Below are 19,094 nucleotides of genomic sequence, written 5' to 3' on the forward strand. Positions count from 1 at the left end.
GCCCGTTTACTGCACCGACAGGCGCAACTGGCTGGCGATGTGCGCCGCGGCCGTCACGCCGACCTTGCGCGCAAAGCGGTCCAGATAGCCTGGCTGCGGGGTAAAGTCGACTACGTCATCGGCCTTGATCACATCGCGTGCCACGCTGTCGACCGAACCAAGGCCATCGATCAGGCCCATCTTCACGCTTCGGGCACCGCTCCATACCAGCCCGGTGAACAGGTCCGGGTCGTCGCCCAGGCGCTTGCCACGGCCGGTCTTCACCACGTCGATGAATTGCTGGTGGATTTCGCTCAGCATGTCCTGCGCCTTGGCTTTCTGCTCATCATTCACCGGCGAGAACGGGTCAAGGAAGCCCTTGTTCTTGCCAGCAGTCAGCAGGCGGCGCTCGACACCCAGCTTTTCCATCGCGCCGGTAAAGCCGAAGCCATCCATGCGTACGCCGATCGAACCCACGATGCTGGCCTTGTCGGCATAAATCTTGTCGGCCGCCACGGCAGCGTAGTAGCAACCGGAGGCACAAATATCGCCCACCACCACGTACAGCGGCGTCTTGGGGTGTTTTTGCTTGAGGCGCACCATCTCGTCATGCAACTGGCCGGCTTCGACCGGGCTGCCGCCCGGGCTGTTGACCGACAGGATCACGCCCTTGGTGTTCTTGTCGTCAAACGCGCGCGTCAGGCCGTCGATGATGACCTGCACATTGGCCTCGCCACCGGCAGCAATCACGCCATCCATATTGACCATGGCGGTGTGCGGGCCGCTGGATGCGCTTTCCATTTCGCGCGAGCTACCACTGCCCACCAGCACCAGCGTCACCAGCAGCAGGTAGCCAAAACCCAGCAGCTTGAAAAAAATGCCCCAGCGCCGCTTCAGGCGCTGTTCCTTCACACCGGCCTGCAGCAGATCGTTGAGTACCTGGCGTTCCCAGTTTTCTTGCATGGTTCAGTCTTTCCTCGCGGGGTAATAGAAAACCTGCTCGTCTTCCTCGACCACATTGAGCTTGGTCAGATGGCGGCCCGGGCACGGCCCGCCCAGGCACAAGCCGGTCTGTGGCGCATAGTATGCACCGTGCGTGGCACAGACCAGATAATTCTGGCTCAAATCAAAAAAATCACCCGGCTGGTAATCCAGCTCGATGGGAATGTGCGCGCAGCTGTTCAGATAGGCATGCACATGGCCGCGATAGCGCACCACGAAAGCCGCCTGCGTGCGGCCATCCCACTCCACTTCAAAGCGTACACCCAAACCGCGATCGGGCAGCTCGCTGCCGGCACAAATGCGGATGCGCTGTGGCGTGTTGTCCTCAACCATGCTGCAGTATCCAGGCCGACAGTTGCTTGAAATCGTCAAAGTGCGCCAACGGCGACAGTGCCAGCAATTCGTCCAGCGGGTGCGCGCCATAGCTCATGGCCAGGCTGGCGCAGCCGGCATTGATCGCCAGCTGCAGGTCGTGCGTGGTGTCGCCGATCATCACTGCCCGCTGCGCCGGCACCATGGTTTCGTCGAACAGGTATTCGAGCATGGCCGGGTGCGGCTTGGAAAAGCTCTCGTCAGCGGTACGCGTGGCCACAAAGTGGTACCCCAGACCGGTCGATGCCAGCGCCCGATCCAGCCCCACGCGCGATTTGCCGGTAGCGACCGCCAGCTGGAAACCAGCCTCGCCCAATGCCTGCAGCCCTTCACGCACGCCGTCGAACAGCACCAGTGCCTCGTCCCGTGCCAGATAATGGTGGCGATAGGCATCGACGATGGCGGTAATGGTGGCCGCATCGGCAGCAGGCGCCAGATGCTGCATGGCCTCGCGCAAGCCGTAACCGATGACGAAACGCGCATCGCTGTCGGTCGGCACCGGCAGGCCCAGCTCGCCAAATGCCAGCTGGATGGCATGGGCTATGGTACCGGTGGAATCCATCAGGGTGCCGTCCCAGTCGAACACCAGCAGATCGAAACGGCGCGCCGGGTTGGCAAAATCAGCAGCAGGCATCAGTTCAGGGTATCCAGATAGGTTTGCAATTCTTTGGCCAGCGGTGCTTCAAGTTGCAGCTTGTCGCCGCTGAGCGGGTGAATCAAGGTCAGCCGCCACGCATGCAGGAACAGCCGACGCAGGCCGGCACGCGGCAACAGCCGGTTGATGGCCGGATCGCCGTATTTGTCGTCACCCAGGATGGGGTGGCCGCTTTCAGCCAGATGCACGCGGATTTGATGGGTGCGGCCGGTTTTCAGTTCGCATTCCAGCAAAGATGCATCGGCAAAGGTCTGGCGGCGGTTGACCACGGTATGCGAGGTCAGGCCGTCGGCCGATTTCTTCACCCGGCGCTCGCCATCGGGCGTCTCATACTTGAGCAGCTTGAATTTGACGTGGCTGCGCGGCTCGGGCCATACCCCCTGCACCAGCGCCAGATAGCGTTTGTCGATCTGGTGGTTGTCACGCAGCATCTCGTGCAGCTTCACCAGCGCGCTGCGCTTCTTGGCCACCAGGAGGATGCCCGAGGTATCCCGGTCCAGCCGGTGCACCAGCTCGAGGAATTTGGCCTGCGGCCGCTGCGCACGCAAGAGCTCGATCACGCCGAACGACAGGCCCGAGCCACCATGCACCGCCACGCCCGATGGCTTGTTGATGGCAATCAGCGCGTCATCCTCGAACAGGATAGGCAGCTCGACCTGTCCGCTGGCAGCCAGTGCCGGCGCATTATCGGGTTTCTCGGCCACGCGCACCGGCGGCACGCGCACGACGTCGCCCGCCTCAAGCTTGCGGGTGACATCGGCGCGGCCCTTGTTTACCCGCACCTCGCCGGCGCGCACGATGCGGTAGACATGGCTCTTGGGCACGCCCTTGAGGTGGCGCAGCAGGAAATTGTCCAGCCGCTGGCCCGCGGTCTCTTCGGTGATTTCGATGAAGGTGACAGACGCTTTGCTCGTCTCGGTCATGTTGACATATACTCTGTGTTGCGCTGCGATTCCGACCGGCAGCGTGGTGGCACCAGGATAAGTGCGTGCTGCCGGCCTTCGTGGCCCTGATTATCCTGCTCTTTGGTTTCTGATGCGCCGTTCACGCCGGCGACTGCCTTCCCGCCGCCCAGCAGTTGGGCCCCTTCCGGAGTCATTATCAATCTTCGGGAGCGCGAGCGCGGGACTCGCCAGACGTACGTTGCATACAGACCATGCTGGGATGCGGTTATTTCAGCTCACCGCAAAAAAAGTAGCGATGGTAATTGATTCGACCATACAACGCACTCACACGGCTTTTTACCGTTCTGCCCTTGCACCTGGTTGCCCGGCAGGATGGCTCACCGGCCTTTAAGGCCTCGGCTTAATCCGCGAAATTCAGGATGTACAAAACCCGCGCCAGATTCCCCTGATCCCGTTCTGCCATCCCCTGTTCCCCAACCCGGGAATGCGATTGCGACCCCGATCGGCTGCTGTGCCGTGCCGAGGCGCCCCTGCCGTATGAGTGCGTGCAGGAGCCTAAATGAAACGTATGCTGTTCAACGCGACGCAAGCCGAAGAGCTTCGCGTCGCGATTGTCGACGGTCAGAAACTGATCGACCTCGACATCGAAACCGTTGGTAAAGAACAACGGAAATCGAATATCTACAAGGGTGTCATCACCCGCATCGAGCCCAGTCTGGAAGCCTGCTTCGTCGACTACGGCTGCGAGCGCCACGGTTTTCTGCCGTTCAAGGAAATCTCCCGAAACTACATGCAGGAAGATGGCGGCCGTGGCCGCGTGGCCGACCAGCTGCGCGAAGGTCAGGAAGTCATCGTGCAGGTGGAAAAGGACGAGCGCGGCAACAAGGGCGCAGCGCTGACCACCTACATCAGCCTGGCCGGTCGTTACCTGGTGCTGATGCCGAACAACCCGCGTGGCGGTGGCGTATCGCGCCGCATCGAGGGTGACGAGCGCCAGGAACTGCGCGCCGTCATGGACCAGCTCGAAACCCCGCACGGCATGAGCCTGATCGCGCGCACCGCTGCCATCGGCCGTGAAGTCGAAGAGCTGCAGTGGGACCTCAACTACCTGCTGCAACTGTGGCGCGCCATCGAAGGCGCCGGCAACGGCCAGTCGGGCGCCTTCCTGATCTATCAGGAATCGAGCCTCGTGATCCGCGCCATCCGTGATTACTTCCAGCCGGACATCGGCGAACTGCTGATCGACAAGGTCGACATCTACGAGCAGGCCCGCCAGTTCATGAGCCACGTGATGCCGGGCAATGTGCAGCGCGTGAAGCTGTATCAGGACGACGTGCCGCTGTTCTCGCGCTTCCAGATCGAACACCAGATTGAAACTGCATTCGCACGTGAAGTGGCCCTGCCGTCCGGCGGCGCCATCGTCATCGACAAGACCGAAGCGCTCTACTCCATCGACGTGAACTCGGCCCGCGCCACCAAGGGTTCGGACATCGAGGAAACCGCTGCACGCACCAACCTGGAAGCGGCCGACGAAATCGCCCGCCAGATGCGCCTGCGCGACGTTGGCGGCCTGATCGTCATCGACTTCATCGACATGGAAAACCCGAAGAACCAGCGGGAAGTCGAAAACCGCCTGCGCGAAGCGCTGCACCACGACCGTGCCCGCGTGCAGACCGGCAAGATCTCGCGCTTCGGCCTGATGGAACTGTCGCGCCAGCGCCTGCAGCCGTCGCTGGAAGAAACCACCCATATCGCCTGCCCGCGCTGCCATGGCACCGGCTTCATCCGCGGTACCGAATCGTCGGCACTGCACATCCTGCGCATCATTCAGGAAGAGGCCATGAAGGACAACACCGGCGCCATCCACGCGCAGGTGCCGGTCGATGTGGCCACCTTCCTGCTGAACGAGAAGCGTGCCGAACTGTTCGCCGTCGAAGCCCGCCTCAAGGTTGGCGTGGTGCTGATCCCGAACGTGCATCTGGAAACGCCGAACTACAGCGTGACCCGTCTGCGCCACGACGATCTCAACCACATCGAGGAAGTGCTGCCGTCGTACAAGATGGTGGAAACCCCGGTCGAGGAAACCTACCAGCCGGGCAAGGCCAAGGAAGATCTGGCCAAGCGTCCGGAAGCCGCCGTCAAGGGCATCACCCCGGCACAACCGGCGCCGGTTCGCGAAGAGAAGCCCGAGCCGGTCAAGGTTGCGCCGAGCACCCCGTCGCTCTGGGGCCGCATCGTGGCCTGGTTCAGCGGCAAGTCCGAGGAAGCACCGGCTCCGGCCGAGCAGCCCAAGCGCAGCGAACGCTCGCGTGACGGCCGCCGCGACGGCCGCCGTGACCGCAACGAAAACCGTGGCGAAGGCCGCCGTGAACGTGGCGACCGTGCAGAGCGTGGCGAGCGCAACGACAAGAACGCCGAACGTGGCGAACGCAACGACAACAATCGCCGTGGCGGCAAGCCGCGCATCGAGGAAGACCAGGCAGCGCGCAGCGAGCGCCAGCAGGGTCGTGGCGAGCGCGAGCAAAACCGCGAACCGCGCGCAGAGCGTGCTGAACGCGCCGAGCGCCCGGAACGTCAGGAACGCCAGCAACAGGCAGAGCGCGCCCCGGCCGCCGAGCGCAGCGAAGGCCAGCAGCAACGCGCCCCGCGCGCCGAGCGCCCGCCGCGCGAACCCCGCGCCCCGCGCAACGAGCAGAAAGCCAAGCCGGTCGAGGCTGAACAGCTTGAACCGGCCGTGATCGAGCCGACCGCCGTGGTGGAAGGTGCGCCGGAAGCCGCAGTGCCGGCCGAAGGCGAAGGCCGCAGCCGTCGTCGTCGTGGCCGTCGTGGTGGCCGTGGTGGTGAACGTGGCGAAAACGGCGCACAAGAGACCGCAGGCGAAGGCAGCAATGCCGAGGGTGCGGAAGTTGCTGGCGAAACCGGCGTTGCCGAAGTGGCACCCGCTGCTGTTGCCGTTGCAGCCGTGGCTGCAACCGTCGCCGTCGAAGCTGCCGCCGTTGCAGAACCTGCGCCGACAGCCGCGCCGGTTGTGGCCGAAGTGGCCGCACCGGTCAGCGTAGCCGCTGTGCCGGCAAGCGAACCTGCTCCGGCGGCGGCCGCCGAAACCGCAGTGGCCGAAGCCCCGGCAGTCGAAGCTGTTGAAGCCGTTGCAGCACCGGTCATCGCGCCAGTAGCTGAACCGGTTGTGGTGGAGCCGGCACCTGTAGTGGCCGCAGCGGTGGAAGCCGTGGCAGCCCCGGTTGCCGAAACCGTCGCACCTACACAGGCCTCGCTGCCGCTGGAGGCTCCGGCCGCCAGCCCGGCGCTGCACGTGGTCACGCCGGAAGAAGCCGGTCTGGTGATGGTGGCAACGCGCAACGACACGCCGGCCCCGGTGGTCGACGTACCGGCAGCACCACAGCGCCGTCGCCGTCGTGATACCCAGGCGCAGGCCGCTGAAGCCGCTGCAGCCAGCGCACCGCTGGTACTGGTGGAAACACAGCAGGTCGAGGCTGTGGCCGCAGAAATCGCTCCGGCACCGGCCCGTCCGAGCCGTCGCGATCAGGCCCCTGCAGCCAGCAATGGCCAGTCTGGCGACCAGTCGCTGGTGCAGGTGGAAACCCGCAACGACTGATCGTTGTTCCGGGCCAGAAAAAAGCCGCTCATCCGAGCGGCTTTTTTCATATGCGGCGCGCTCAAGGCGCAAAAAGCACGGCGCAAAAGTGGAAAGGCCGGCAATGCTGAACTAGCATTGTTTTGCAGTGCACATAAAAGCCAGCCTAGAGGGAGGCATCACTTATGAAGCTAGAAGAACTGTTTGAACAAACACACAAGCTGCCGACCATTCCGCGCGTCGTACAGGAATTGATCGACAGTTTCGGCCAGGACGACATCGACATCGAGACCATTGCGAAGAAGATTTCGCTGGATCAGGTCATCACCGCCAAGGTATTGCGGCTGGCCAATTCGGCACACTTCGGCGCATCGCGTCTGGTCGGCTCGGTCAATGAAGCCGTCATCGTGCTCGGCTTCAACACCGTGCGCACCCTGGTGGTCGCCTCGGGCGTCACCGGCGCCTTCGTCGCCATTCCCGGCTTTGACCGCAAGCAGTTCTGGAGCCGCAGCTTCCGCGTCGCCAATACCGCGCGCGCCTTTGCCAAGGCGGTCAAATACAATCCGGAAATCGCCTTTGCCAGCGGCATGATCCACAACATCGGCGAAATGATGATCCATATCGTGGCGCCCGAAATCGCGGTCAAGATCGACCGCTTTGTCGAGAGCGGCGGCAACCGCGTGCTGCTGGAAGACAACAACATCGGCTTCGACTATGTGATGGTGGGCGAGGAACTGGCACGCCGCTGGAACTTCCCGGACGAAATCCAGGCGGCCATCAAGTTCCAGAACGACCCCACCGCGCAGCCCAAGCCATCCAAGCTGACCGCAGTGCTGCATCTGGCGATCAAGCTGGAAGAGGCCGGCATCGACCAGCCCGCGACAGAATGGCCGCAAGGCGTACTGGAGCTGCTGGGCCTGAACCCGGAGCAGGCTGCCGCGCTGTGGGACACGGCACGCGCCGAACCGGGCGGGCTGGAAGAGCTGCTGGGCTGAACGCTGCCGACCAAAATCCTGCCGGCCGTATCGTGCAGGATTTTGCCGGCATGACCAAGGCATTAAACGGCCGTTTAGGGTTTGCCCCAATTGTTGAAGCTTACAGCGCCACCTACGCTGCGGGCGAGTTGTAAGTGGTGGTATCACCTGTACCGCTGCTGATCGCGTTAAAAATTCAAACTGAGGGGATTTACCATGAAGCTGCGTCAACTGGGTCTGATTGCCGGTGCGCTCTGCGCCGTTATTGCCTCGACTACGCTGGCGGCCGACAAGCCGCTGCAGGTAGCCACCGATGCAGCCTATGCGCCGTTCGAATCGCAGAACGAAAAAAAGGAAATCGTCGGTTTCGACGTGGACGTGCTGACCGCAGCAGCCGCCAAGTCGGGCCTGCACCTCAAGTTCGTCAACACCCCGTGGGAAGGCATTTTCGCCACGCTGGGCACGGGTGACCGCGACATTGTCTCCTCCGCCGTCACCATCACCGACGAGCGCAAGCAGTCGATGGACTTCTCCGACCCCTACTTCGAAGCCAAACAGCTGATCGCCATCGGCCCGAAAAGCAAGATCACCAAGTTTGCCGACCTGAAGGACAAGAAGGTTGGCGTGCAGACCGGCACTACCGGCGACGAAGTAGTGCAAAAGCTGCTGGGCAAGACCAACCCCAACATCAAGCGCTTTGAATCGACCCCGCTGGCACTGAAAGAACTGCTGAACGGCGGCGTGGATGCCGTGGTGGCCGATAACGGCGTGGTGGTGAACTTCATCGCCAACAACAAGAACGACAAGCTCAAGACCATCGACGATGCCTCGTTCGCCAAGGAGTATTACGGCTTTGCGGTGAAGAAAGGCAACAAGGCCCTGCTGGAGAAGCTGAACAAGGGTATCGCCGCCATCAAGGCAGACGGCACCTACGCCAAGATCTACAAGAAATACTTCGGCAACTGATCCAGCCGGCCGGGCCATGCCCATAGAGAAGCGCACGGCTCGTGCGCTTCTTTTTACGTCGGCCCTTGCATTCAATATTGTTTGAAAAGAAGAAATAATGGACTTCATCCATTTCTGGGAAGGCGTGCAACACGCCGTCCCGCCCCTCGCCCACTTCCAGTTGCAGATGATCTGGGAATACCGCGAGCTGTTTGTCGACGGCATCAAGATGACCTTGATGATCACCCTGATCTCCGTGGTACTGGGCACCCTGATCGGCCTGTTGATGGGCATGGCCCGTCTGGCCGACGTGCCGCACGGCCCGTGGAAATACCCGCTGCGCTTTTTCGTGCGCTGGCCGTCCGGCGCCTATGTAACGTTTTTCCGTGGCACACCGCTGTTCGTGCAGATCCTGCTGATCCATTTCGCGCTGATGCCCATGCTGGTGCACCCGGACGACGGGCTGCTGATCAGCGGCGAGCTGGCCGGCACCCTGCGGCAGGATTACGGTGCTTTCATGTCCGGCCTGGTGGCGCTCACGCTCAATGCCGGTGCCTATATCACCGAGATTTTCCGCGCCGGCATCCAGTCGATTGCGCGTGGCCAGTTCGAGGCCAGCCGCTCGCTGGGCATGAACTACTGGCAGACCATGCGCTGCGTGATCATCCCGCAGGCCTTCCGCCGCATGCTGCCGCCGCTGGGGAACGAGGCCATCATGCTGCTGAAAGACAGCTCGCTGGTCTCCGCCATCGGTCTGGCCGAGCTGGCTTATGCCGCGCGCACCGTAGCCGGCGCTTATTCGCGCTACTGGGAGCCCTATCTGACCATCTCGCTGATCTATCTGGTGCTCACCCTGTTGATGGCCAGCGGCGTGCATGCGCTGGAGCGCAAGTTCAAGGCCAGCGGCGGCGTCTGACCTGCGCACGACAATAAAAAACGGCGGAATCTTCCGCCGTTTTTTATTGTGTGGCCTGCATGCTGCACCTCGGCAACACAGCCAAGGCTTTACGCGCCAGTGTCATCCACCGGATTGCCTGCCGCAGCCTGCTCGGCCAGATAACGGGCACGCCGCGCCTCCTTCTCCACCTGCTTTTCCGCGCGCTTGGCATCGCGCTCGGCCTGCAGCGCAGCCTCCTTGGCGGCCTTGGCCTGTGTGGCCGCTGCCGCAGCGGCTTTCTGCTCGGCCTTCACTGCCTCACGCAGCGCCAGTTCGGCCGCTTCCATTTCAGCGACCTCGGCCTTGGTCAGACCAGGGCCGGTTTTCTCGAACCAGGCGATGGATTCAACGTGCGCAGTATGCGGGAACATATTGATCACGCCGGCCGACTTGAGCGTATAGCCCTTCACGTTCACCAGCACATTGGCGTCACGTGCCAGCGTGGACGGGCTGCACGACACGTAAACGATGCGCTTGGGGCCGTGCTCGGCGCTGATGGCCTTGACCAGATCGATGGCGCCATCGCGCGGCGGGTCGATCAGCATCTTGTCGAAGCGGCCCAGCCTGTCCAGCCACTCCTCGGTCATTTCAAACAGGTTGGCCACGGCAAAGTCGGTCATGTGATCGAGCTTGTTGTGACGTGCACCTTCAAACGCACGCTCCACCAGCTGCTTGCTGCCCTCCATGCCCAGCACCTTGGCGCCACGGCGTGCGATCGGCAGCGTGAAGTTACCCAGACCACAGAACATGTCGGCAATCACCTCGCCCGGCTGCGGGTCGAGCATCTTGATCGCACGCTCGACCATCACGCGATTGACCGCATGGTTGACCTGGGTGAACTCGGTCGGCTTGAACGGCATTTCGATACCGAACTCGGGCAACACATAGGTCAGCGCCGGCGCATCAAGCGGATACAGCGGGTATGCCGTGTCCGGCCCCTTGGGCTGCAACCAGATCTGCACGTTCCAGCGGTCCGCATATTCCTTGAACAGTTTTTCGTCGGCCGCGTTGATGGCTTCCATATTGCGGAACACCAGCACGGTGACGTTCTCGCCCATCGCCAGCTCGATCTGCGGCATGCGGTCGAAAATCGACAGCTGGCCAACCAACTTGCGCAGGTGCGGCAACTGTTCGGAAATCGATGCCGGCATCACCTTGCACTCAGTCATGTCGGCAATGAAGCTGGAGCGCTTTTCATGAAAACCCACCAGCACCGTGCCCTTCTTGGCCACATTGCGCGCCGACAGCCGTGCGCGGTGGCGGTAACCCCATTCAGGGCCGTAGATGGCCGGCAGCATGGCCTCGGCCTTGACGTTGCCGATGCGCTGCAGATTGTCTTCCAGCACGCGTTGCTTGGCAGCCACCTGGGCCGAGAACTCCATGTGCTGGATCGAACAGCCGCCACACACGCCAAAGTGCGGACAGGCCGGCTCGGTGCGCATGAAGCTCTCGGTATGGATTTCGGTCGCCTGGGCGTTTTCGAAATTCGGCTTCTTGCGGTAGCTGCTGTAGGTCACCGTCTCGAACGGCAAGGCACCATCGATGAAAATGGTCTTGCCGTCGACGCGCGCGACGCCGTGACCTTCAAAGTCCAGCGATTCGATTTTGGCTATGGGCATGTTGCGGAAAACTTGCGTAAAAACCGGTAATTATACGCGTTTGGCGGCCTCAGCAGCAGCCGCAAGCACTGCATGCAACACCGATAGACCACTGTGAACATGCTGACATGGAAATTTTTCACATACCTCACTAACATAGCGAAGATCCTGAAAATAATTTCCCATAACTTTCACGCTTGGTTGACATGCCAGATACCGCCATCATCACGCGCTCCAATGCCATGTCGCCGGACCATTTCTCTTGGCTGCGGCTGGAACAGTGGATACTCAGCAGCGATTGGGAACGCTTCTGCATCGAGCTTGCCAACCGCACACTGCAGGCTTTTCAGGGTCGGCGGGTGTTCCTGATCCTGCCTGCGGCGGGCCAGCCGGAAATCCATGCGCAGGCAGTCACCGGCCAGCGCGCGCTGGCCTTTGCCCAGCCGCAGCAGCCGGAGCACTTCTTCGGCCTGGCTGGCGAGGAGCTGATACGGCAAATGAGCGAGCCGGTGTTGTCCATCCAGCCGGTTGACTATGCGCCACACGATATCTGGGATGACGTCACCGCCAGTTCGTCGCTGTACCGCGTTACCTTGCCACTGATGCATGCCAATACACTGGTCGGGCTGCTGTACGTCGAGTTCGGCGATCTGGATCATGTCGCCGCCATACTCGACTCGGCCGCATTTCACCTGGAGTGCGAGGCCATTGCCTCGCTGCTGCTGGAGCGCCATGTCGCGCACAACCACGGCCGCGACAGCTCGCCCGACGAGATCACCGAACGCCTGCGCGTGGGCCTCATGCACGCGGAGGAAGACCGCGCGCGGCTGCAAAAGCTGCATCAGGTCACGCTCAAGCTGACCGATGCCCCCGATCTGGACGAGCTGTACCGCCGTGCCGTCAGCCTGTCCCTGTCCGAGCTGGACCTGGACCGTGTGGCGATCTTCGAGACGGATTTCGACAAGAACGAAATGCGCGGTACCTATGGCACCGATAACAATGGCCAGCTGACCGACGAGCACTGGTTCATCAGCACGCTGCCGGTGCACCCGCTGTTCGAGGAAAGCCTCAAGCGCCCCGGTGAGGTCATCGCCAACGAAGATGCGGCGCTCTATTACAACAAGGTAGTAGTCGGGCGTGGCTGGAATGCCATGATCGGCCTGTGGCTGGATGGCCGCATGATAGGCTGGATCGCCACCGACAACTTCCTGCGCCGCCGCCCGCTGCAACCGTCGCAGCGGGAAATGCTCAAGCTGTTTGCCGCCATCCTGTCGCAATTGATCGGCGTGAAGCGCGTCGAGCAGGAAATGCGCACGCTCAACCTGCAGCTGGCCGCCGCCCGCGACCACGCCGAGGCCGCCAACCGCGCCAAGAGCGAATTCCTGGCCACCATCAGCCACGAAATCCGCACCCCGCTCAATGGCGTGCTCGGTTTTGTGCAACTGCTGCGCGAAACCCCGCTGACCGGCGAGCAAACCGATTATGTCGATACCATCGCCCACTCCGGCGATACCCTGCTGTCGCTGATCAACGATCTGCTGGACTTCTCCAAGATCGAGGCCGGCAAATTCGTACTGGAAAGCAAACCCTTCGACCTGCGCGTGGCCGCAGCCGAGGCGTGCACCATGCTGGGCGCCCGCGCCGCCGAAAAGCGCCTGGCCTTGCGGCTGTCCATTGCTCCCGATCTGCCGGCCGGTTATCTGGGCGACGCCATCCGCATGAAGCAGGTGCTGGTCAATCTGATCGGCAATGCGCTCAAGTTCACCGAGCAGGGCGAGGTCCACGTAACCCTGGCACCAGCCCCACAGGGCATCCGCATCGCCGTCAGCGATACCGGCATCGGCATCGCGGCGGACAAGCTGCCGCAACTGTTCCAGCGCTTCTATCAGGTTGATTCGACCTCGACGCGCCGCTACGGCGGTACCGGTCTGGGGCTGGCCATCTGCAAACTGCTGGTCGAGCAGATGGACGGCGAAATCGGTGTGGAAAGTTGCGAGGCACACGGCACCACCTTCTGGTTCACCCTGCCCGCCAGCCCGGCCGATGCCGGCCCGCTCTGGGCCGCACACTGGCAAGCCTTGCCGGCCGACCTGGCCACCCTGGCCGGCTGCAAGCTGGGCTGGGACAGCAAGGCCCCCTACCACGATGACATCCGCACCGCGCTGGCCGGTGCCGAAGTCACCTGGGTGCCACCCGAGCAAGCCGACATCGTGTTCTGCGACAATGGCACCCGGCATGCGCATGCGCGCGGCATCATCATCCCCAGCTGGGATGTGCTGCGCGATCTGCCGCTCAACAGCAGGCCGCTCAAGCTGCCGCTGCTCAACCCGCAATACCTGGCGCGGCAACTGGCCACGCTGCTGCGCCCCGTGCTGCTCGGCCCGCCCCGTGCCGCCCCTCACAGCAGCGATGCCGGCCCCTTCCGCCTGCTGCTGGCCGAGGACAGCAGCGTCAACCAGCGCGTGATGAGCTATTTCCTGGCCAAGCGCGGTTATGAGGTCGTCGTCGCCCAGGATGGGCAGGAAGCCGTGCAACTGGCCAGCCAGTTCGATTTCGATCTGGTGCTGATGGACTGGCAGATGCCGCGCATGGATGGCCTGGCCGCCGCGCAGGCCCTGCGCGCGCAACCGCGCAGCCGCCACTGGCCCATCATTGCGCTGACCGCCAATGCTGGCAATGACAACGAAAGCCAATGCCTCGAGGCCGGCATGAACGCCTTCATCGCCAAACCCATCGACCTGCAGAAGCTCGATGCACTGATCCGCCACTGGCTGCCTGCAGCCAAGCCACACTGATTCACCTTGCGTTTGCTATGCTGCACCGTGGCAGCCTGTTAGACTGTCGCCCCTTTGAGTTAGCGCCAAGTCATTGTGAACAAAGCACCTTTTTCCGCACTCGGCTTGCTGCCGGACTTTCTGGCCAACCTGGACAGCCTGGGCTATCTGCAGATGACGCCCATCCAGGCCCGGAGCCTGCCCATCATCCTCGACGGGCATGACCTGATCGCCCAGGCCAAGACCGGCAGCGGCAAGACGGCCGCGTTCGGCATCGGCATCCTGTCGCATGTCAACCCGCGCTTTTTCGGCATCCAGGCCTTGGTGCTGTGCCCCACGCGCGAGCTGGCAGACCAGGTGGCCAAGGAGCTACGCCGGCTGGCGCGCCACATCGACAACGTGAAAATCCTCAGCCTGTGCGGCGGCTCGCCCATGGGGCCGCAGATTGCCTCGCTGGAGCACGGCGCGCACATCGTCGTCGGCACGCCGGGCCGCATCCGCGATCATCTGGGCCGTGGCAGCATCGTGCTCAACACCATCAGCACGCTGGTGCTGGATGAAGCCGACCGCATGGTGGACATGGGTTTCTACGACGATATCGCCGGCATCGTCAGTGCCTGCCCCAAACGCCGGCAGACACTGCTGTTCTCGGCCACCTACCCGGATACCATACGCAAGGAAAGTGCACGCTTCCTGAAAAGCCCGGTCGAGATCAAGGTCGAGTCGCTGCACGACGCCAGCCGCATCGAACAACGCTTTTATGAAATCGACGACGCCGAGCGCAACGCCACCGTCGGCCTGCTGCTTGATCATTACCGGCCGCAATCGGCGCTGGCGTTCTGCAATACCAAGATCCACTGCCGCGAGCTGGTGGCCGAGCTGCAGGCGCAAGGCTTTGCCGCGCTGGCGCTGTATGGCGATCTGGAGCAGCGCGACCGCGACGAAATCCTGATCCGCTTCGCCAATCGCAGTTGCTCGGTGCTGGTGGCCACCGACGTGGCCGCGCGCGGTCTCGACATCAGCACGCTCGACGTGGTGATCAACGTCGATGTCTCGCGCGATACCGAGGTGCACATCCACCGCATCGGCCGCACCGGCCGGGGCGAGGACAAGGGCATGGCGCTCAGCCTGGCGTCGCCCGGCGACAAGAAATGGGTAAAGCTGATCGAGGAATACCAGGGAGGGCCGGTGCGCTGGTTCGGGCTGGACACGCTCACCCCGGGCGCGGCCGCGCGCGAGCCGGCGATGGTGACCTTGTGCATTGCCGGCGGCAAGAAGGACAAGCTGCGCCCTGGCGACATCCTTGGCGCGCTGACCGGCGAGGTCGGCCTGACCGGCGACAGTATCGGCAAGATCAATATCGCCGAGTTCCTGAGCTATGTGGCGCTCGACCGCCGCGTGGCACGCCAGGCGCTGCAACGGCTGGCCGAGAGCAACATCAAGGGCAAGCGCTACAAGGTTCGATTGATCGAGGATTGATCGCCAAACAGAAACACCGGCCAAGGCCGGTGTTTTTTTGTGCCAAGCACGTGCTTCAGTGCAAATAGTCTTCGCTGCGCCGCCCCACCGAGCTGCGCCGCTCGTTGCCGTTCAACAGCAGGTTGGCCCAGTGCCAGAACTCGTCGTCCGAGTCGGGCAGCACGCGCCGGTCGGCTGCACGCCGTTCGAATTGCGAATCGGCAGTCAGCGGTTCAAGCATATGGGGCTGTGCCCCGTGCAAGATTGCATGTTTTTCCATCACAGGCTCCAAGATCGGCCAGCAGGCGCGATCAGCGCAACATGCCGGCAGTCACACACGACGGCGCCCGGTCGGCGCCCAACTGGTTTGGTCCATCGACCTCCCCGCGACCAGGATCGCAGTGCGGCCCGGCCGTTGGTGCCGTGATCGCGGCACCGTATCTTGTCCCGACCCAGTGTAGTCCTGCGCCACCCCAGTGCCGAAACCGTGCAGACCAGCGGTACCTGGTGTAAGGCGCACATAAAAAAACGCCCCTTGCGGGGCGTTTTCCTGACGATGCGGGCAGCCCATCAGGCTGCAGGTGCACGCTCGTCCTTGTGGCGGAAGCTCACCCGGCCCTTGGTCAGGTCGTACGGCGACATTTCCACTGTCACACGGTCGCCTTCCAGTACACGGATGCGGTGCTTCTTCATCTTGCCCGAGATATAGGCATTGATCTCGACGCCATTGCTCAACTTAACGCGAAAACGCGAATCGGGCAGCAGTTCGGTAACGACGCCCTCAAATTCGATCAGGTCTTCCTTTGCCATACGGCTACTCCTGCAGGAAATGCCAACAACGTGGCGCCCCGCGCTGCAGCAACAACGCGGGGGTGCAACAAAACCGGCTACAGGCACGCAGGAAAATGGCGGCGGTGCAGGAAAGGTTCGATGCGGGTGGGGTTGCGGCCGCCTTCTGGCCGTGTAGCCGCAACACGGATGATCAGCCTGGCCGGGTGATATGCAAACACGGCCCAGGTGACTGGTTTAGCCCTCTATTCTAGCGTGCCTTGGCTGCCACCGCAGCGGAAAGATCACAAAACGCAGCTGACACGCCGCAGCTTATTTAAGAAAAAGCTTGCGCAGCCGCCAAAACATGCGTAAAAAGATCAGCGCAGGATTTATCAAGCCGTGAAGTTGCGGTGTTCGTTGTAGCGACTACCTCGTTTTGCCAATTCCCTTGATTGTCATGCACCGGCTAATCCCCGTTTTTTTCATTTTTCATTCAAAGGAAATACCATGGCTAACGGTACCGTTAAGTGGTTCAACGACGCTAAGGGCTTCGGCTTCATCACTCCGGACGAAGGCGGCGACGACCTGTTCGCGCACTTCTCGCAAATCATGTCCAATGGCTTCAAGAGCCTGGCTGAAGGCCAACGCGTGACTTTCGACGTCACCACTGGCCCGAAGGGCAAGCAAGCTTCCAACATCAAGGCTGCCTGATCGGCCCTTGCGTTGAGCTAGAAAAAACCCGGCAACTGCCGGGTTTTTTTACGTCTGTCGTTTTTGCGCTGCCTCACGTACCACGGGCAGCACGACGCAGTGCCTTGGCGGTCGTCACCGCTGCCTGCGCCTGGGCGCGGTCACCGCGCAGGGCGGCCACCACCTCGTCGACCCCCACCGGGCTGAAGCGCCCCGCCCACTCACCCGCCGGGCGTACCCAGATGCCACGTTCGAACGGCCACAGGTGCTCGTAGACCACCACGGGGCTCAGATCCTCGCTGTGGCGCGCGTCGGCAATCCAGCGGTAGTAGCCACCATCAACGTGGCGAAAATACGATGCGTTCGGGTCCATGTGCAGCTCCGGCAAAAGCGCTAGTGTAGAGCGCCCAACAAATCCCTGCTGGCTGTGTTGCACGCCTGCCGCCCGCACCGCGGGCAAACTGGCGGGCATCGCGGAAAGCCAGCACAGCCAGCAGACGTACCCGCCTGCTAGCATCGGGTATGTCTGCTGCTCATTCCCATTTGCTGTCCGGCCGTGGCGTCCTGCTGTCGGTCACGGCCTCGTGCGTGTTTGCCGCGCTGGGCTGGTACACCGTTCTGCTCACTCCGCTGGCCGGGATCGATATCTACGCCTGGCGTGTGGTGTGGACCGTGCCGGCCATGCTGCTGGTGCTGGCGCTGCTGCGCCATGGCCCACGCCTGCGCACCATGCTGGGCCGGTTGCGGCACGAAAAACGCCTGTGGCTGGCGCTGCCGGTGTGCGCCCTGCTGCTGGCCATCCAGCAATGGCTGTTCATGTGGGCACCGCTGGAAGGCCGCCTGCTGGAAGTCTCACTCGGCTATTTCCTGCTGCCGCTGGTCATGGTGCTGGTCGGGCGCGTGTTCTACCACGAGCGGCTGTCACGGCTGCAATGGCTAGCCGTGGCGTTCGCGCTGGCCGGGGTATTGCACGAACTATGGCTGACGCGCGCGTTCTCGTGGGTCACCCTGCTGACCGCACTGGGCTATCCGCCCTATCTGATGCTGCGCCGCCATGTACAGCTGGAAGCGGTCAGCGGCTTTTTGCTGGAAACCCTGCTCATCCTGCCGTGGGCAGCCTGGCACCTGGCCAGCCATCCGCTCGCCACCAGTGCACTCACGCTCAAGCCCATGCTGTGGCTACTGCTGCCGGGGCTGGGCGCCTTGACCGCGTGGGCGTTTGCCAGCTATCTGGCCGCCAGCAGGCTGTTGCCGATGAGCTTGCTGGGCATCCTCGGCTACGTGGAGCCGGCGCTGCTGTTCATCATTTCGGTAGCCTTCCTGCACGAGCCCTTCAGTGCCAGCGGGCTGGGCACCTACGTGCCGATCTGGATCGCCATCGTGCTGACCTGCAGCCAGAGTGCCTTGCAGCTACGACGTCAGTTGCGTTCATAACGCGATGGCTCGGGCAGCAGGCGTGCCAGAGTTGCAGCAACGCGCTGCAACGCCGGGTCATCATCCGGCGCATCATCGCTGGTGTCGTTGATGCAAAAGAACGGGATGGTGCCTAGGTCGCGCTCCAGCTGCGCAAATTGCCCGGCGGCATCGGCGTCACCGGTGCTCAGGTAACGCGGCGCAATCACGCGCTCGTCCGCCTGCCCTGTGGCCACCAGCCAGCGCAGATACAGGTCGGTCAGCACCGGCGGTACCCGCCAATCGCGGAAGGTGGTGCTGCGCACGCGGGCAAACAGCTCGGCGGCTTGTTCCTCCAGCGCAAACAGCGCGCTTTTCAGCATGCCACGCGGGATATGCGCATAGGGTGCCGGCACATGCTGATAGCCCGGCACATGCTGCTGCAGCCAGTCCCGCGACCAGACAGCCGCATTCACCAGCGCGGTCTCGTGCGGCTGCAGCTCGGGGTAATCGGGCACCAGCGTGGCCTCGCGGTACACCACTGCGCCACGCGGGCCAAACAAGCTGGCAACGTCGAATGGCGCACCGAAAAACACATCGTCGTTGCAGTAGACAAAGCGCTCGCTCAAACCGGGAATGCGGTGCACATACGATTCGATATGCCCCGCATCGAACACCGGCAGCGCCTCAGCGGGCAGCAGCTCGCGGTGATCGATCACCGTCAGTTGCGCATGCTCACCCAGCCAACCCGGCCGTTGCTGGTCGGTGACCAGATAAACCCGCCCGTGGTCCGGAAAAAAGCGTTCCAGCGCGCGCAGGCTGTAGCGCAGCTCGCCATTATCGCGATAGCGTCCAGCCACATTGCCATAGCGTGCCAATGCGGACGGATCATGCGCTGCACACCAGCGCGCCCACGCAGCGGCACGGCGTGCCTGCCAAGCCGGGTCGGCGCCGTTTACCCACAGATAGACTATGTCGATCGCTGCCATGCGCGCTTCCGCAATGCAAAACGGCATGATACGCGATGCCATTGGCGTGGCGCACCGGCGT

At 62.7% G+C, this 19,094-nt stretch carries 17 protein-coding genes; 8 read left to right on the plus strand and 9 right to left on the minus strand.

What is annotated here, in order from left to right; genetic code table 11:
- Positions 1-6: 6 nt before the first annotated feature.
- The 4 genes from B9A19_RS03570 to rluC are packed head-to-tail and all read right to left on the minus strand — an operon-like array spanning position 7 to position 2,931.
- The gene (locus tag B9A19_RS03570) at positions 7-942 is read right to left on the minus strand and encodes a S49 family peptidase (RefSeq protein ID WP_084089172.1); all 936 of its coding nucleotides are present in this window, start codon (positions 940-942) and stop codon (positions 7-9) included.
- Between the two features lie 3 nt (positions 943-945).
- Complete coding sequence (locus tag B9A19_RS03575) at positions 946-1,314, minus strand: Rieske (2Fe-2S) protein (protein WP_084089173.1); 369 nt, start codon at positions 1,312-1,314, stop codon at positions 946-948.
- Positions 1,307-1,987 (minus strand): HAD-IA family hydrolase, encoded by a 681-nt coding sequence (locus B9A19_RS03580; RefSeq protein WP_084089174.1) that lies wholly within the window; start codon positions 1,985-1,987, stop codon positions 1,307-1,309. Before B9A19_RS03580 ends, B9A19_RS03575 begins: the two co-directional genes overlap by 8 nt.
- Positions 1,987-2,931 (minus strand): 23S rRNA pseudouridine(955/2504/2580) synthase RluC, encoded by a 945-nt coding sequence (rluC, locus tag B9A19_RS03585; protein WP_084089175.1) that lies wholly within the window; start codon positions 2,929-2,931, stop codon positions 1,987-1,989. The genes B9A19_RS03580 and rluC overlap by 1 nt, the downstream gene beginning before the upstream one ends.
- A 541-nt stretch (positions 2,932-3,472) precedes the next feature.
- On the opposite strand from rluC, the gene B9A19_RS03590 reads away from it, so the two are divergent.
- From B9A19_RS03590 to B9A19_RS03605, 4 genes are all read left to right on the plus strand, one after another.
- Positions 3,473-6,526 carry an Rne/Rng family ribonuclease gene (locus tag B9A19_RS03590; RefSeq protein WP_084089176.1) on the plus strand — a complete coding sequence of 1,018 codons (3,054 nt, stop codon included), beginning with the start codon at positions 3,473-3,475 and terminating at the stop codon, positions 6,524-6,526.
- Between the two features lie 164 nt (positions 6,527-6,690).
- Positions 6,691-7,500, plus strand: coding sequence for an HDOD domain-containing protein (locus B9A19_RS03595; protein WP_084089177.1), 810 nt, complete (start codon positions 6,691-6,693; stop codon positions 7,498-7,500).
- A 195-nt stretch (positions 7,501-7,695) separates the two neighbouring features.
- Positions 7,696-8,445, plus strand: coding sequence for a basic amino acid ABC transporter substrate-binding protein (locus B9A19_RS03600; protein ID WP_084089178.1), 750 nt, complete (start codon positions 7,696-7,698; stop codon positions 8,443-8,445).
- A 97-nt stretch (positions 8,446-8,542) separates the two neighbouring features.
- Positions 8,543-9,340: an amino acid ABC transporter permease gene (locus B9A19_RS03605; protein WP_084089179.1), complete on the plus strand. Its 798-nt coding sequence runs from the start codon at positions 8,543-8,545 to the stop codon at positions 9,338-9,340.
- A gap of 89 nt (positions 9,341-9,429) precedes the next feature.
- On the opposite strand, the gene rlmD is transcribed toward B9A19_RS03605, so the two are convergent.
- Entirely contained in the window at positions 9,430-10,980 is a 1,551-nt protein-coding gene (rlmD, locus tag B9A19_RS03610) for a 23S rRNA (uracil(1939)-C(5))-methyltransferase RlmD (protein WP_084089180.1), read from the minus strand.
- A 185-nt stretch (positions 10,981-11,165) separates the two neighbouring features.
- Here rlmD and B9A19_RS03615 point away from each other — a divergent pair, with 185 nt between their 5' ends.
- Both B9A19_RS03615 and dbpA read left to right on the plus strand, forming a co-directional pair.
- Positions 11,166-13,754 carry a hybrid sensor histidine kinase/response regulator gene (locus B9A19_RS03615; protein ID WP_084089181.1) on the plus strand — a complete coding sequence of 863 codons (2,589 nt, stop codon included), beginning with the start codon at positions 11,166-11,168 and terminating at the stop codon, positions 13,752-13,754.
- Between the two features lie 75 nt (positions 13,755-13,829).
- Complete coding sequence (dbpA, locus tag B9A19_RS03620) at positions 13,830-15,212, plus strand: ATP-dependent RNA helicase DbpA (RefSeq protein WP_084089182.1); 1,383 nt, start codon at positions 13,830-13,832, stop codon at positions 15,210-15,212.
- 55 nt (positions 15,213-15,267) lie between these two features.
- Here the strand turns inward: dbpA and B9A19_RS22425 are convergent, their stop codons facing one another.
- A complete protein-coding gene (locus tag B9A19_RS22425; RefSeq protein ID WP_176216751.1) occupies positions 15,268-15,432 on the minus strand; it encodes a hypothetical protein in 165 nt (54 codons plus the stop codon).
- Between the two features lie 329 nt (positions 15,433-15,761).
- Complete coding sequence (infA, locus tag B9A19_RS03625) at positions 15,762-16,001, minus strand: translation initiation factor IF-1 (protein WP_084089183.1); 240 nt, start codon at positions 15,999-16,001, stop codon at positions 15,762-15,764.
- Between the two features lie 468 nt (positions 16,002-16,469).
- Between infA and B9A19_RS03630 the strand changes: the two genes are divergently transcribed.
- On the plus strand, positions 16,470-16,673 hold the full coding sequence (locus tag B9A19_RS03630; protein ID WP_084089184.1) for a cold-shock protein: 204 nt from the start codon (positions 16,470-16,472) through the stop codon (positions 16,671-16,673).
- Between the two features lie 73 nt (positions 16,674-16,746).
- Here B9A19_RS03630 and B9A19_RS03635 read toward each other — a convergent pair whose 3' ends face one another.
- A complete protein-coding gene (locus tag B9A19_RS03635) occupies positions 16,747-17,025 on the minus strand; it encodes a DUF1653 domain-containing protein (protein WP_084089185.1) in 279 nt (92 codons plus the stop codon).
- 149 nt (positions 17,026-17,174) lie between these two features.
- Between B9A19_RS03635 and rarD the strand changes: the two genes are divergently transcribed.
- The gene (rarD, locus tag B9A19_RS03640; RefSeq protein ID WP_084089186.1) at positions 17,175-18,086 is read left to right on the plus strand and encodes an EamA family transporter RarD; all 912 of its coding nucleotides are present in this window, start codon (positions 17,175-17,177) and stop codon (positions 18,084-18,086) included.
- Here the strand turns inward: rarD and B9A19_RS03645 are convergent.
- Positions 18,071-19,033, minus strand: coding sequence for a stealth family protein (locus tag B9A19_RS03645; protein WP_217806977.1), 963 nt, complete (start codon positions 19,031-19,033; stop codon positions 18,071-18,073). The genes rarD and B9A19_RS03645 overlap by 16 nt on opposite strands.
- Between the last annotated feature and the right edge of the window lie 61 nt (positions 19,034-19,094).

Origin of the sequence: Andreprevotia lacus DSM 23236, from assembly GCF_900176275.1 — a bacterium.
In the GTDB taxonomy this organism is placed as follows: domain Bacteria; phylum Pseudomonadota; class Gammaproteobacteria; order Burkholderiales; family Chitinibacteraceae; genus Andreprevotia; species Andreprevotia lacus.